General features: G+C 69.3%; 10 protein-coding genes. 7 read left to right on the top strand and 3 right to left on the bottom strand.

The window, feature by feature from the left end; all coding sequences use genetic code 11:
* The first annotated feature begins 5 nt into the window (after positions 1-5).
* From FKO37_RS25960 to FKO37_RS25970, 3 genes are all read left to right on the top strand, one after another.
* Entirely contained in the window at positions 6-2063 is a 2058-nt protein-coding gene (locus FKO37_RS25960; RefSeq protein WP_238606089.1) for a hydantoinase/oxoprolinase family protein, read from the top strand.
* A 2-nt stretch (positions 2064-2065) separates the two neighbouring features.
* Positions 2066-3982, top strand: a complete 1917-nt coding sequence (locus FKO37_RS25965) for a hydantoinase B/oxoprolinase family protein (protein ID WP_238606090.1) — start codon at positions 2066-2068, stop codon at positions 3980-3982.
* A gap of 147 nt (positions 3983-4129) precedes the next feature.
* Positions 4130-5269, top strand: coding sequence for a CaiB/BaiF CoA-transferase family protein (locus FKO37_RS25970; RefSeq protein ID WP_238606091.1), 1140 nt, complete (start codon positions 4130-4132; stop codon positions 5267-5269).
* Positions 5270-5441: 172 nt separating this feature from the next.
* On the opposite strand, the gene FKO37_RS25975 is transcribed toward FKO37_RS25970, so the two are convergent.
* Positions 5442-6593: a CaiB/BaiF CoA-transferase family protein gene (locus tag FKO37_RS25975; protein WP_238606092.1), complete on the bottom strand. Its 1152-nt coding sequence runs from the start codon at positions 6591-6593 to the stop codon at positions 5442-5444.
* Positions 6594-6687: 94 nt separating this feature from the next.
* On the opposite strand from FKO37_RS25975, the gene FKO37_RS25980 reads away from it, so the two are divergent.
* Positions 6688-8724 carry an acetate--CoA ligase family protein gene (locus FKO37_RS25980; protein WP_238606093.1) on the top strand — a complete coding sequence of 679 codons (2037 nt, stop codon included), beginning with the start codon at positions 6688-6690 and terminating at the stop codon, positions 8722-8724.
* A gap of 50 nt (positions 8725-8774) precedes the next feature.
* On the opposite strand, the gene FKO37_RS25985 is transcribed toward FKO37_RS25980, so the two are convergent.
* Complete coding sequence (locus FKO37_RS25985; protein ID WP_238606094.1) at positions 8775-9944, bottom strand: CaiB/BaiF CoA-transferase family protein; 1170 nt, start codon at positions 9942-9944, stop codon at positions 8775-8777.
* A gap of 173 nt (positions 9945-10117) precedes the next feature.
* On the opposite strand from FKO37_RS25985, the gene FKO37_RS25990 reads away from it, so the two are divergent.
* Together FKO37_RS25990 and FKO37_RS25995 are read left to right on the top strand one after the other, a co-directional pair.
* The gene (locus tag FKO37_RS25990) at positions 10118-10582 is read left to right on the top strand and encodes a MaoC family dehydratase (protein WP_238606095.1); all 465 of its coding nucleotides are present in this window, start codon (positions 10118-10120) and stop codon (positions 10580-10582) included.
* Positions 10579-12495 carry an AMP-binding protein gene (locus FKO37_RS25995; protein ID WP_238606096.1) on the top strand — a complete coding sequence of 639 codons (1917 nt, stop codon included), beginning with the start codon at positions 10579-10581 and terminating at the stop codon, positions 12493-12495. Before FKO37_RS25990 ends, FKO37_RS25995 begins: the two co-directional genes overlap by 4 nt.
* A gap of 21 nt (positions 12496-12516) precedes the next feature.
* On the opposite strand, the gene FKO37_RS26000 is transcribed toward FKO37_RS25995, so the two are convergent.
* Positions 12517-13194, bottom strand: coding sequence for a GntR family transcriptional regulator (locus tag FKO37_RS26000; RefSeq protein WP_238606097.1), 678 nt, complete (start codon positions 13192-13194; stop codon positions 12517-12519).
* 177 nt (positions 13195-13371) lie between these two features.
* On the opposite strand from FKO37_RS26000, the gene FKO37_RS26005 reads away from it, so the two are divergent.
* Positions 13372-14478: a LuxR C-terminal-related transcriptional regulator gene (locus FKO37_RS26005; protein ID WP_238606098.1), complete on the top strand. Its 1107-nt coding sequence runs from the start codon at positions 13372-13374 to the stop codon at positions 14476-14478.
* Positions 14479-14521: the final 43 nt, after the last annotated feature.

The following is a 14521-nucleotide window of genomic DNA, read 5'->3' on the forward strand; positions in this document are numbered from 1 at the left end:
CGGCGATGAGCGGACGCAAGGGCATGATCGGCGTCGACGTCGGCGGGACGTTCACCGACATCGTCTCGATCGAGGACGGCCGGATCGAAACCGTCAAGGTGGCCACCAACGTCGCCGAGAGCTACCAGGGCGTGCTCGAAGGCGCGGCCGAGGTGGCGATCGGGTCGGCGGCGGTGTTCAACCACGCGAGCACGCACGGGCTCAACGCCATCATCACCCGGCGGATCCCGAAGATCGCGTTCCTGACCACCGAGGGCCACCGGGACATCCTCGACATGGCTCGGGCGCAGCGGCCGCCGGAAGCCAACACCGACCCGCGGTGGCGGCGCAGTTTCGGCGACGTGACCGCGCCGGTCGTGCCGCGGTATCTGCGCCGCGGCATCCTCGAACGGCTCGGCGCGGACGGCTCGGTGGTCATCCCGCTCGACGAGGACCAGGCCCGCGCCGAACTGCGGGTGCTCGCGCGCTGCGGGGTCGAGGGCGTCGCGATCTGCCTGCTCAATTCCTATGTGGACGGACGGCACGAGCAGCGGCTGCGCGAACTGGTGCGCGAGGAGATCGGAGAGGTGGCCTGTTCGATCTCCAGCGAGGTTTCGCCGCTGGCTCGCGAATACCCGCGGGCTTCCACGACGGTCGTCGACGTGCTGATGAAGAACATCTACGGCCCGTATGCGCGCAAGCTGGAGTCCGGGCTCGCCGACCTGGGTTTCGGCGGCGATCTGAACTTCGCAGACTGCGCGGCGATGCTCGCTCCGGTCGAGGTCGCGATGGAACGCCCGTCGCGCATCGTGTTCTCCGGTCCGGCGGCGGGCACGGTCGCGTGCGCGCACCTCGGCGCGATGATCGACGAGCCGAACCTGCTGTGCACCGACATCGGCGGCACGTCCAGTGATATCAGCGTGGTGACCGCGGGCAATCCGTTCGTCAACACGACCTTCGAGCTGGAACACGATCTGCTGGTGAACACGCTCTCCAACGAGATCATCAGCGTCGGCGCGGGCGGCGGCAGCATCATCAGTATCAACCCGGCGGGGGAGCTGAAGGTCGGGCCGGAAAGCGCCGGCGCGGACCCGGGCCCGGCCTGCTACGGCCGCGGCGGCACGGAGCCGACCACCACCGACACCTTCCTGATGATCGGGATCCTCGACGCGGAGCGGTTCGCTGCGGGCCGGGCGAAACTGGACCCGGCGCTGGCCAAGGCCGCCTTCGAACGACTGGACACGCAGGCTAGCCTCGCCGAGCGGGTGCGCTTCGCCTACAAGATGGCGCTCAACAACGTGGCCGAGGGCATCTACGACGTCGTGGTGAAGAACGGCGTCGACCCGCGCGACTACTCGATGGTCGCGTTCGGCGCCGCCGGGCCGATGATGCTGCCCGCGCTGCTGGACGTCATGCACCTCAAGAGCGTGATCGTGCCGCCGCATCCGGGGCTGTTCTCCGCGCTCGGGCTGGTCAGCGCCGACCAGGTGCACGCCGACAGCCGGACCTCCTACACCGTTCTCACGCCGGACGCGGCCGACGAGATCGACTCCGTGTACTCCGAAATGGAGACCGCGATGCGGAAGTCGCTCGGCGACGACGCGGAGCGGGTGAAGTTCGTGCGGTCGTTCGACGGCCAGTTGATGGGCCAGGTGTGGGAAACCCCGTTCGTCGAGGTTCCTCCGGGACGCATCACGCCGGAAGCGATCGAGCAGATGATCGCGACCTTCCACGACCGCTACGAACAGCGCTCGGGCAACCGGTTCGAGGGGATGCCGGTGCAGGGCGTCACCTACCGGCTGACCGCGGTCGTGCCGACCGCGAAGGTCGAGTACCTGCCGCCGCCGCGCCGGGCCGCGGGCGACGTGCTCCGCCCGGTCGGCTCGATCACCCTGCGCTATCTGGAAGAGCAGGACGTCGAGGCCGCCGAGTACGAGCGCGCGGACCTGGCGCTGGACGACGTGATCACCGGTCCGGCGGTCATCCGCGAACCGCTGTCGACCACCTTCGTCGCCCCGGGGCAGACCGCGCGGGTCGGCTCGGTCGGCGAGATCGTCATCACCCGCGCGGCGAAGGAGAACTGACCATGACCTCCCCGGAAATCCTGTTGCGGGACTTGACCGACGAGCAGTTCCTGGCCCGCTACGACTGCGACCGGTTCACCGCGACCGTGTTGTCGAACCGGCTGCGCTACTCGGTGCAGCACGTCGTGACCGGCCTGCTGCACCGGGCGTTTTCGCCGATTATCGCGCTGTGCTACGACTTCGCCGCCTGCATCTGCGCGCCGCCGGAGCAGAACTACGCGATGAGCGCGGTCACCAACGGGCTTTCGGTGTTCCTCGGCACGATGTCCGACGCGGTGCGCGTCGCGGTCGAAGAGTACGGAGCGGACCGCTTGGTGCCCGGCGATCTGCTGGTGTGCAACGACGTCTACCGGATCGGCAATCACTACAACGACGTCTGCTTCATCCGCCCGGTGTTCCACGACGGCCGGATCGCCGGGTTCATGGCGTTGCGCGCGCACCAGCTGGACATCGGCGGCATGGTGCCGGGCGGGTTCTCCGCGTCGAAGCACAACATCTACGAGGACGGCCTGGTGATCAGCCCTCGGCTGCTGTACCACGCCGGCGAACCGGTGCGCGAGACGTTCTCGCTGATCTTCGACAACGTCCGCGGCGCCGAACTGATGCTGCCGGACTTCAAGACGATCCACGGCTGCTGCTCGCTCGGCGAAGAGCTGATCCAGGAGACCATCGACCGCTACGGCCTGGACGCCTACCTCGGCAGCCTTCGCTACAGCTGCGACGCGTCGGCGGAAAGCATGCGCCGCGCGCTCGCCGAACTGCCTGACGGGGATTACGAGGGGAGCGGCTCGCTCGACGCCGACGGAGTCGACGACAGCGAGGAGTACACGGTCCAGTTAAGCCTGCGCAAGCGCGGGACGCGGCTGGAGGTCGACTTCAGCGGGTCGTCGCGGCAGGCGCGCACGTGCATCAACGCCGGCCCGCTGGATGCCAAGACCGCGATCGGCGTCGGGCTGAAGATGCTGCTCGCCCCGGCCAGCGAGTTCACCTCCGGGACCTTCCGGGACTTCGACGTCGTCATCCCGCCCGGCTCGATCGCCAGCGCGCTCCCGCCGGACGGCGCGGTGTTCTGCTACTACGAAGTCCAGGCGCTGATCGTGACCATCTTGCTGCGGATGTTCGGCCCGGTGCTGGGCGAGGACGCGCTCGGCGGCGACTTCGGCGCGGCGTACGTGCACAACGCCAACGGCGTCGGGCCGGACGGCACACCCTGGTTCTGCTCCGCGATGGCGGGCGGCGAGCACGGTCCGCGGGGCGGTTCCAAGGAGGGCGACGGCGACGGCTGTTCGTGCAGCTACATCTTCAACCTGATGTCGCCCTCCACCGAATCGCTGGAGGCAGACTTCCCGCTCCGGATCATGCGCCGCGAGTTCGTGACGGACACCGCCGGGCCGGGAACCCACCGCGGCGGCGCGGCGATCGCGAAGGACATCTTGTACACGCAGGCGGCCGACCACCAGACGGTTCCGCTGCGGTTCCGGAAGCCCAGCGGCGTCGGGGTGCACGGCGGCCGGGACGGGGCGCTGGGCGGTGTGTGGATCTTCGGCAAGGACGGTGCCCAGCCGGATACGTTGGTCGGTCTCGGCTCGTCGGTGTACGCGGACGCGACCGCCGTGGCGGGCACGCTCGACCCGAAGACTCAAGCGCCTGATCCGGACGGAACGTACTTCTATTTCGGGAAGACGCCGGTCTGGAGCACCGGAACCGGCGCGACGTGGCGGTATCTCACCAACGGCGGAGGCGGCTGGGGCGATCCGTTCGCGCGGGACCCGGAGCAGGTCAAGCGCGACGTGCGGGACGGCTACGTCACGGTGGCGGCGGCGGAACGCGATTTCGGCGTCGTGGTCAAGGGCGATCCGCACTGGGATCCGGAAGGCCTGACGGTGGACGCGGCGGCGACCGCGCGGCTGCGGCAGTAAGGCGCTCCGTGAGGGGAACTCGACGTCCGTGAGAGTTCCCCTCACGGACCGGATTCCGGTAGCCGGCGCGCTCCGATGTGTTAAACATAATATATAAAAGTGCGGCACTGGGAGCGTAGTCTGCTTGCGGCAGAGAGGAAGCAGAACGTGAACGCTCCGTTGCAGGGCATCACCGTGGTTTCGCTCGAACAGGCGATCTCGGCCCCGCTGTGCACGCGCCATCTGGCTGATCTGGGCGCGCGGGTGATCAAAGTGGAGAATCCCGCGGGCGGCGATTCGACACGGCACTACGACACCGTCGTGCGGGGGATGGCCGCGCATTTCGTATGGCTCAACCACGGCAAGGAATCCGCGGCGCTGGATCTGTCCGATACCGGCGATCGCGAGGTGTTCGCGCGGTTGCTGGCCAAGGCGGACGTGTTCGTGAGCAACCTTGCCCCAGGCGCGCTGGGCCGGCTGGGCTTCGCGCCGGACGAGTTGCTGGAACGGCATCCCCGGCTGATCGTCGTGGACATCTCCGGCTACGGCACCGGCGGCCCGCTGGATCACAAGCGCGCGTACGACTTGCTGATCCAGTCCGAAGGCGGGTCGTGTTCGATCACCGGCACGCCGGGCGCGCCCGCGAAACCGGGGATTCCGGTGGCCGACATCGGGACGGCGCTGTACTCGTACTCGGCGGTGCTGGCCGCGCTGTACGACCGGGAGCGGACGGGCCGGGGCGCGGTGATTCCGGTGGCGATGCTGGACGTGGTCGCGGAGATGATGGGTTTCGCGGTGAACACGGTGCTGCACGGCGGCGAGGAGCCGGTGCCGGTGGGGATGGGGTCGCCGATGGTGGCTCCGTACGGCGCGTACCCGACCGCGGACGGGCAGACAGCGGTGCTGGGCACGACGAGCGACCGCGAATGGCGTCGGCTGGCGGAACTGCTGGGCCGTCCCGAACTGGCCGAGGACGAACGCTACGCGCGCAACGCGAATCGGGTGGCTCGGCGGGCCGAGGTGGACGCGATCGTCGGGGCGTGGTGCGCGGAGCGGGATCTTGCGGAGATCCAGGACCGTGCCGATGCTGCCGGGATCGGAAACGCCCGGTTGAACTCGGTGCGGGACCTGGCGGAGCATCCGCAGCTGGCGCAGCGAAAGCGGTGGCAGGAGGTGGGGACTCCGGCGGGCCCGGTGCCCGCGCTGCTGCCGCCGGGGCTGGCGCGGGGCTGGGAGGTGCCCGGCGGACGGGTGCCCGCGCTGGGGCAGGACACTGACGCGATCCGCGCCGAAGTCGCCGGTTCCTGAGCGGGCTGAGAGGGTGCCGCTTGCGGAGTCGGTGACGGTGCGACCTGCGCCGTTCCAGACCGAAGCGGGACGGTGCTCGCTGGTGTCGTGGTTCTTGCGCAGCATGCCGGTCGCAAAGGGAAGACTCGAAGCTCGTGCGGGGCGGTGACCAGACGGTCACCGCCCCGTTTCGTCACTCCGCGGCCGACTCGCTGACCGCACCGTTCTTCAGCAACGCACCGATCTCGTCGTCGGCAAAGCCCCAATCGGCCAGCGCGGCCGAGGTGTGCTCGCCGGGCAGCGGTGCCGGGCCCTGGATCCGGCCGGGCGTCCGCTCGAAGCGCGGCGCGGGCGCGGCCTGCAGAACGCCGTCGTGCGGCACGAAGACCTCGCGCGCGACGTTGTGCTCGTGCTCCCGGGCCTCGTCCAGCGTCAGCACGGGGGAGAAGCAGGTGTCGAGCGGAGCCATCAGCTTCACCCACTCCTCGCGGGTGCGGGTGCGGAAGATCTCCGCGAACTGGGCGCGGACCGCGGGCCAGCTCTCCTGGTCCAGTTGCGGCGGCAGTTCGGCCAGGTCGAGGCCGAGGGCCTCGACGAGGACTCGGTAGAACCGCGGTTCGTTCGCCGCGATCGCGACCCAGCGTCCGTCGGACGTCTCGTAGGCACCATAGAACGGTGCGCCGCCGTCGTGCCGGTTGGACTCGCGGCGGTCATGCCAGGATCCGGTCTGGCGCAGGCCGTGGACCATCGAACCGAGCAGTGCGGCTCCGTCGAGCATGGCGGAGTCGAACACCTGACCTTGTCCCGAGCGCGCCGCTTCCAGGACACCGCACACCACGCCGAAGGCCAGCAACAGCCCGCCGCCGCCGAAATCGCCGACCAGGTTGAGCGGCGGCATCGGGCGTTCCGCCGGTCCGATCGCGTGCAGCAAGCCGGTGAGCGCGAGATAGTTGATGTCGTGCCCAGGCACCTGCGCGAGAGGTCCGTCCTGGCCCCAGCCGGTCATCCGGCCGTAGACCAGGCGAGGGTTGCGCTCGAGGCATTCCTTCGGGCCGATGCCCAGTCGTTCGGCAACGCCCGGCCGGAAGCCTTCGATGAGAGCGTCGGCTTTTTCGGCAAGGCGCAGGACGACTTCCGCGCCTTCCGGATGCTTCAAGTCGACGCCGACCGACCGGCGGCCGCGGCGGTTGACGAAGTCGATCGGGCGTCCGGCGGGCCCGCCGACCTGGTCGGCCCGGTCGAGCCGGAGCACCTCCGCGCCCATGTCGCTGAGCATCATCGCGCACCACGGGCCGGGCCCGATCGACCCGACCTCCACTACGCGCACCCCGTCGAGCGGTCCCATGTGTCCTCCGTCTGCTCTTTCCTTGGCTAGAAACACAATATAAAATGTTGGCGAGGCGGAGCAAGGGACTCCGCTCTGAGCGCCGGGAGAAGACTTGCTGCTGAACTACGACGATCTCGCCGCTTCTCTCGCCGAGGCGGGAGTCCCAGTCGCCAGGGAGCGCTTGGCGGACGACGCGTCCGCGGCGGCGGCCGCGGCCGGCGAACTGGCGGGTCCGGCCGTGCTCAAGCTGGTGAGTCCCGAACTGGTGCACAAATCGGACGCCGGCGCGGTGCTGCTCGACATCCGGGGCGCGGAAGCCGCGGCCGTCGCGGCGGCGCGGCTGGAGGCGCTGGCGGCGGAACTGTCGCTGAAGCGGTGGCAGATCCTGGTGCAGGAGATGGTCGACCCGTCCGGTCCGGAGGTGTTCGTCGGGCTGAAGCGGGACGCGGTGTTCGGGCCGATCGTCGTGGTGGGTGCGGGCGGACGGATGGTGGAATTGCTCCCGGACCGGGCGATCGCGGCTTGCCCGATCGACGCGCCGGACGCCGCCGAGCTGCTGCGCGAGACGACCGTCGGCCGGATGCTGAGCGGTTACCGCGGCGGCCGGGACGTCGTCGACGAGGTCGCGCAGGTGGTCGCAGCGGCGTCCCGGCTTCCGGACTTGGTGCCGGGGCTGGTGGAAGCGGACTTGAACCCGGTGGTGGTGGCCGAGAACGGCCCGGTCGCGGTGGACGCGCGGATCGTCGTGGGCGACGAGGCCGCTCCGCTGCCGCAGCGTGCTCCGGTGCCGGATCTGGCTCCCTTGCTGGAGCCTGAGTCGGTGGTGGTGCTGGGAGCCAGCGCCAGCGGCACGGTGCTTCCCGGCAACCGGGTGCTCGGCTATCTCAAGGACCACGGCTACGCGGGGCGCGTGGCGGTCGTGCACCCGAAAGCGACCGAAGTGGACGGTTTTCCCGCGGTGGCGTCGATCGCGGACGTTCCGTTCCAGGTCGACCTCGCCTGCGTCGCGGTGCCCGCGGCTTCGTGCCTGGACGTGATCGAGGAATGCGGTGCGGCGGGGGTTCCCGCGGCCGTCGTGCTGAGTTCCGGGTTCTCCGAGATCGGCGAACGCGACCTGGAACAGCGGCTCGTGGCCGCAGCGGCGAAGACCGGCATGGTGCTGTGCGGACCGAACACCGTCGGAGTGATGAGCCCGGGCAAGCACGTCCACGTCTGCTTCAGCCAGGCGCAGGACATGGCGCGGATTCCGGACGGGGGAGTGGCGCTGGTCGCGCAAAGCGGCGCGCTCGGCGGCAGCCTCTCGTCGCAGGCGTGGGAGCGCGGGATCGGCATCAGCCGCTTCATCAGCGTCGGCAATCAAGGGGCGCTCAGCGTCACCGACTATCTCGAATATCTCTCCACCGACGAGAAGACTTCCACGATCGCCGTGGTGCTGGAAGGCGTCACCGACGGACGCGCGCTGCTTGCGGCGGTGCAGCGGGCGAAGCAGGCGGGCAAAGCGGTGGTGGTGCTGAAGATCGGGCGCAGCGACGTCGGGGCGCGCGCGGTCCAGTCGCACACCGGCAGCCTTGCCGGGGACTACGCGGTGTACCGGGCGCTGCTGGAGCGCAGCGGGGCGGTGCCGGTCGATTCGGTGACCGAATTGCTCGATACGCTGGAATTGCGGGAGAAGGCCTCGCCGGTGCCGCCGGGGGCGCGCGTCGGGGTCGTGTCGACCTCCGGCGGCGCGTGCTCGATGATCGCGGATCTGTGCACCCAGCAGGGTTTCGCGGTGCCGGTGTTCAGCGACAGCCTGCAGTCCGCGCTCGACGAGGTGCTGCCCGGCTTCGCCGCCATCGCCAATCCGGTTGACGTGACCGGCCAGGTCACCCGCGATTTCGGCATCTACGGACGCACCCTCGAACTCATCCTGGCCTCGGACGAGGTCGATGTCGTCGCCGTCATGGTGACGACGGTCGCCGACCCCATGGCCGAGGAACTGGCCCGGGAAATCGTGCGGCAGGTCGAGGCCACGGCGAAACCGGTGCTTGTTTCGTGGACGATCGCCAAGGAACTGGCTCCGCAAGGCCTGGGCCTGCTGCGCGAAGCGGGCATCCCGGTATTCGACGATCCGGCCCGCGCCCTGCGTGCGGCGGAGCTGGCGCGCTGACCCTAGCGAAAAAGGGCCGTCCAAGCTGGACGGCCCTTTTTCGTTCGGCTTCAGGAAGCGACCACCACGCCGGAAGCGATCAGTTCCTCGATGCGGGCGTCGTCGTAGACCTCGGCTAGCACTTCCCGCGAGTTTTCGCCGATGCGCGGGGCGCTCCCGCCTCGATCCGGCCGGACGCCGCCGAATCGCCACGGCGGGCGCAGCAGGGAAATCCCGTCCGGGCCGGGTTCGAACAGTTCGAGCCAGTCCACCTGAGGGTGTTTCGCGTAGCCGGACATGGTGAGCACCGGCGCGAACGGCACGTCGTGCTCGGTGAGGATCTGAGCCCATTCGTCGGCGGTCTTCTCCTTGAAGACCGCCTCGACGATGGGCACGAGCTCGAAGTAGTTCCGCTGGCGTTCGGCGAAGAGCGAGAACCGCGGGTCCTGTTTGAGTTCCGGCTTGCCCATCGCGTCGCACAGGTGCTGCCAAAACTTCTGCGACGACGACAAGTGCACCGCGATGTCCTCGCCGGACGCGGTGTGCAGGCAGAAGTTCTGCGCCTGCGGATGGCGGCTTTCGCGACTGGGGTCCTGGCCGGTCTCGAAGGACTGGGTCATCGCGTCGACGGTCAGCGTGCTGACGGCTTCCATGAGCGACGTTTCGAGTCGCTGGCCGCCGCCGAGATTGGCGCGCCCGACCAGCGCCGCCAGCACACCCATCGCGGTGGTCAGGCCGGTGATGAGGTCCACGAGGATGGTGCCGGACAACTGGGCGCGCCCGGCGTCGCCGAGGATCGAGTAGATCCCGCCGAAGGACTGGCCGATGGTGTCGTACGCGGGCCGGTCGCGCAGCGGGCCGCCGTCGCCGAACCCGGTGATCGAGCCGTAGACGAGGTTCGGGTTGAGCTCCGCGCACACATCGGGGCCGAGGCCGAGCGCGGCCATCTTGCCCGGCCGCATGTTCTCCAGCGCCACGTCGTAATGGGGGATGAGCGCTTTGACGATCTCGACGCCTTCGGGTTTCTTGAGATCGACGCTGAGGCTGCGCTTGCCCGCGTTGTACTGGACGAAGAACGGGCTCTTGTCGTCGAGATGCCGGCGGAAGTCGTCGCCGTCGCCGGTTTTCTCGACCTTGACCACGTCCGCGCCGAGCGCGCTGAGCACGGCGCCCCCGTAGGGCATCGAGATGTAGCCGCCGATTTCCAGGACGCGGATGCCGGAGAGCGGTTTGTGCTGCACGCTGGATGACCTCTCTTCGTCGAGAAGGCGCGCCGGGACGCCCGCGCGCCGCGTCGAGCCTAGCCAGCTGGAGCCATTGTAGCAACATTATATATTGTGTAACCTTCTGGCGAGGAGGTGGCGACGCCGGATCCGGCAGCCGTCCCGCACGAAACGCAGAGTGAGGAATTCCCATGGCAGGCCTGTATTTCGAGGAGTTCGAACCGGGGATGGTCATCGACCACCCGACGCGCCGCACGATCACCGAGGCGGACAACACGCTGTTCAGCGTCATGACGCTGAATCTGGCTCCGCTGCACCTGGACGCGGAGTACAGCAAGGACAGCATCTACGGCCAGCGACTGGTGAACTCGCTGTTCATTCTCGGCCTGGTGGCGGGCGTGACGGTGCCGGAGACGACCCAGGGGACGACGCTGGGAAACCTGGGCTTCGAGAAGATCACCTTCCCGAAGCCGGTGTTCCACGGCGACACCATTCACGTGCGCACCGAGATCATCAGCAAGCGCGAGTCGAAGAGCCGGGGCGACTCCGGCATCGTGATGTTCAAGCACTACGGGATCAATCAGCGCGACGAGGTCGTCTGCGAGGCGGTGCGCGCGGGCCTGATGCTGAAGAAGACCGTCGCGGCGGCATCGTGACCAGCGCGCAACCGGCCTGGATCCCGGGCGAAGAGCACGTCGCCCGCAGCAGGCTGCTCGCCGCCGTGCAGGCAGGCGGGCACCGGGATGTCGAGGAGCTGCACCGGTTCTCGGTGGCGGAGCCGGAGAAGTTCTGGCGCGCCGCGGTGGCCGATCTCGGCGTCGAGTTCAGCGAGCCGTTCGAACGAGTGCTCGACGACAGCGAGGGCAAGCCGTTCCCGCGCTGGTTCCCGGGCGGGCGGCTGAACGTCGCGCAGCTGTGCGCGCACCGGCACGCGACCGGACCGCTGGCGAACAAGGAAGCGGTGGTGTACGAGGGCGACGGCGGGCAGCGGCGGAGCCTGACCTACGCCCAGCTCGACGCCGAGGTGCGGCGGTTCGCGGCGAATCTGGCCGCGCTGGGCGTGTCGCGCGGGGACCGGGTCGTGCTGTTCCTGCCGGTTGTCCCCGAGGCGACGGTGGCGTTCCTGGCCATCGCGATGCTCGGCGCGGTGTCCGTGCCCGCGTTCAGCGGCTACGGCGCCGAAGCGGTGGCCACCCGGTTGCGGGAGTCCGATGCGATCGTCCTCGTCACCGCGGACGGCACGACCCGGCGCGGGAAACGCGTAGCGCTCAAGGAAACCGCCGACGAAGCTGTCGCCAGCGCCCCTTCGGTCCGGCACGTCGTCGTGGTGCGGCACCTGGGCGACGGAACGGCGATGACCCCGGGCCGCGATGTCTACTGGGACGAGCTGGACTCCTCGCCCGCGGCAGTCGAGACTGTGGCGGCCGAGTCGAACGACCCGCTGACGATCATCTACACGTCGGGGACCACCGGCCTGCCCAAGGGAATCGTGCACTCGCACGCCGGGTTCGCGATCAAGACGGCGCTGGACCTGGCTTACGGTTTCGACGTCCACTCCGACGACGTCGTCGCCTGGATCGCCGATCTCGGCTGGCTGCTGGGCCCGTTGCTGATCGTCGGAGTACTGCAGCTGGGCGCGACCGCAGTGCTGACCGAGGGCGTGCCGACGTATCCGCGGCCGACCCGGTTGTGGGAGATCGCCGAGCGCAACGGCGTCACGCTGCAGGGCATCGCGCCTACCGCGGCCCGGGCGATCGCGTCGACCGGCTCTCCCGCTCCCGGCGGGCTGGACAGCGTGCGGGCGTTCGCGTCCACCGGAGAGGCATGGGACGAGCCGACCTGGCAGTGGCTGTTCGGGGAGGTCGGCGGCGGTCGTCGCCCGATCGTCAACTACTCCGGCGGGACCGAGGTCGGGGGAGGGGTGCTGATCAGCTACCCGTTCCTGCCGATGCCGCCGGCGGCGTTCACCGCGCCGCTGCCCGGCGCCGACGTGGCCGTGTTCGACCCGGACGGCGAGCCGGTGCACGGGCAGATCGGCGAACTGGTGCTGCGCAACACTTTCCCGGGGATGACCCACGCGTTCTGGGGCGACCGGGAACGGTACCTCGCGACGTACTGGGAACGCTGGGACGGGATCTGGGTGCACGGCGATCTGGCGAGCGTCGACGAGGAGGGCGTCTGGCGGTTGCACGGCCGCTCGGACGACACGATCAAGGTCTCCGGCAGACGGGTGGGCCCCTCGGAGATCGAGGCGGCGATCCTCAAGGACTCCCGGATCGCCGAGGTGGCCGCGATCGGCGTGCCCGATCCCCAGCGGGGCCAGCGCATCGTCGCCTTCGCCGTGGTGCGCGATCCCGCGGCGGACCAGGATGACCTGGAGAGCACCGCAGTGCGGAACGTGGGACGGTCGTTCGCGCCTACGTTGCACGTGGTGGCGAGCTTGCCCAAGACGACGAACGGCAAGATCATGCGCCGGGTGATCCGGGCCCGGCACCTCGGCGAACCGACCGGCGACGTGTCCTCGCTGGACGCGTCGACGTCGCTCGAGGACATCCCGGTCGGCGAGTGACCGGCCGGCGCGGTCTCTGGCCTAGGCGGCCCAGAGACCGCGCTCGGCCAGCATGTCGATCACCGTCTCGGCCCGGGACAGGATGTGCGTTTCGGCGAGTTCGCGCGCCTTCCGGACTTTCCGTCCGCGCAGTGCGTCGATCAGTTCGGGATGTTCCCAGCGGCTCGATTCGACCTGTCCGTCGATCGAAACGTAAAACCGGTTCGGCAGCTGCTTCATGACCGCGCCGAGGATCAGCGCGATCCGCCGCGCGTCGGCCGCCCGGTTGATCTCGCGGTGGAAAGCGTGCCCCAGCTGGGCGATGTGCGCGTCGTCGCCAGCGTCCACCGCCCGGTTGAACTCGTCATTGATCGCGTCTATCCGGTCGAGTTCTTCGCTGGTGATTCGCCGGGCCGCCCGCGCGGCCAGCTCGGAGCTGAGGTGCGCCTGGGTCCAGAAAAGGTCGCGGACGTCCTTCTGGGAAAACGAGGCCACGACGAACCCCCGGCGCGGCACCTTCTCGACGAAGCCTTCGCTGCACAACGCGAAAAGCCCCTCGCGGACCGGGGTATTGCTGACCCCCACGGCTTCGCCGACCTCGTCGATCCGCACGAACTCTCCTGGCCGTACCTGGCCGGAGAGAATGAGTTCGCGAACGTAGGTCGCCGTTTCCTCGGACAACTGCTGCCGACGGTGGGGCTGGAGCACGCTCGTAGTCACCGGACACCTCCTCCTTGGAGAGCATTATATATTGAATAGCCGCTGAGGTCAGCTGCCTCGCGCGGGCTCTTCACGCGCTCGAAACATGATATAAAAAGTGCAATGTAGGCAGGTCGCGACACCTTTGGCCGGCCGACGGGAGCCTGCTCCGTGTTCAACGGCGAACGGGAGACGATCATGAGGACTGAGCTGCCCGGCGTCAGCGCGGAGCTGCGCGCCGGCATCGCCGAGCTCGCCGCGGAGGTCAGCCTGGCGCTGGACCGCGACCGCGGCCCGATCCCAGCCCGGCTGGACCACGCTGGCGCCCGGAGGCTGCTGGGCGCTCTCTGGGACGAGACCGTGGACCGGACGATCGCCGCGCTGTCCGGCGAGACCTCCGGCGCGCAGGCCCGTCTCGCCGGACTGCTGACCCGGATCCGGAGCCTGGAAATCGAGGTCGAGAACGCGAGGACCGAACACGATCGCGGCGAATTGCTGGCGGGGCTGCACGACGCCCTTGCCCGGCTGCGTGCGGCCCGGACGGTCGAGGATCTGTTCGGCACCGCGCTGGAACTGGGGCACGACTGCCTCGGATTCGACCGTACGCTGCTGTCCCGCGTCGAGGACGGCCGGTGGAAGCTCCACTCGATGGCCGTGCCGAGGGCGCCCGGCTGGGCGGAGGACATCCTCGCGGCCGGGACGGCGCATCCTCCGCCGCTCGACGGGGGCATCGTCGAATCCGATGTGGTGGCGAAGGCAAGGCCGGGTCTCGTCTTCGACGTCCCGGACAACCCCCGTGTGTTCCGTCCGCTGGCGACGGCGGGCAAATCGGAGTCCTACGGCATGGCGCCGGTCGTTCTGCACGGCGAGGTCGTCGCACTCGTGCACGCCGACCGGTACTACCAGCGCCGCACCGTCACGCGCGACGACCGCGCCGTGCTCGCGGTGTTCGCGCAGGGCTTCGCCCAGAGCCTGGCGCACGTCACGGTGCTCGACGGCCTGGCTGCGTTGCACACGGGCACTGCGATCCCGGTGCCGGTGCGCCGTCCCGCACTGGATGTTTCCGCGCCGGGAACCGGGGACACCGCGTTGACCCGGCGCGAGGTCGACGTGATGCGGCTGGTCGCGTCGGGGGCGACGAACAACACGATCTCGCGGCGGCTGGTGATTTCGGAGGCGACGGTGAAATCGCACGTCACCAGCATTCTGCGGAAACTCGGCGCGACGAACCGGGCGGACGCGGTGGCGCAATGGCTGCGCGCCGGACCCGTCCGAAGGTCGCAGGAATGCCCGCCCGGCGGCTGATCCCGTTCTCGCTCGAGGACAGCAGAGTGAATCGCGACACCTC

Origin of the sequence: Amycolatopsis sp. Poz14, from assembly GCF_006704225.1 — a bacterium.
In the GTDB taxonomy this organism is placed as follows: domain Bacteria; phylum Actinomycetota; class Actinomycetes; order Mycobacteriales; family Pseudonocardiaceae; genus Amycolatopsis; species Amycolatopsis nivea.

Coding starts and splice junctions, on each gene's coding strand:
- FKO37_RS25960 (WP_238606089.1), top strand. CDS start 6: ATGAGCGGACGCAAGGGCATGATCGGCGTCGACGTCGGCGGGACGTTC.
- FKO37_RS25965 (WP_238606090.1), top strand. CDS start 2,066: ATGACCTCCCCGGAAATCCTGTTGCGGGACTTGACCGACGAGCAGTTC.
- FKO37_RS25975 (WP_238606092.1), bottom strand. CDS start 6,593: ATGGGACCGCTCGACGGGGTGCGCGTAGTGGAGGTCGGGTCGATCGGG.
- FKO37_RS25990 (WP_238606095.1), top strand. CDS start 10,118: ATGGCAGGCCTGTATTTCGAGGAGTTCGAACCGGGGATGGTCATCGAC.
- FKO37_RS26005 (WP_238606098.1), top strand. CDS start 13,372: ATGAGGACTGAGCTGCCCGGCGTCAGCGCGGAGCTGCGCGCCGGCATC.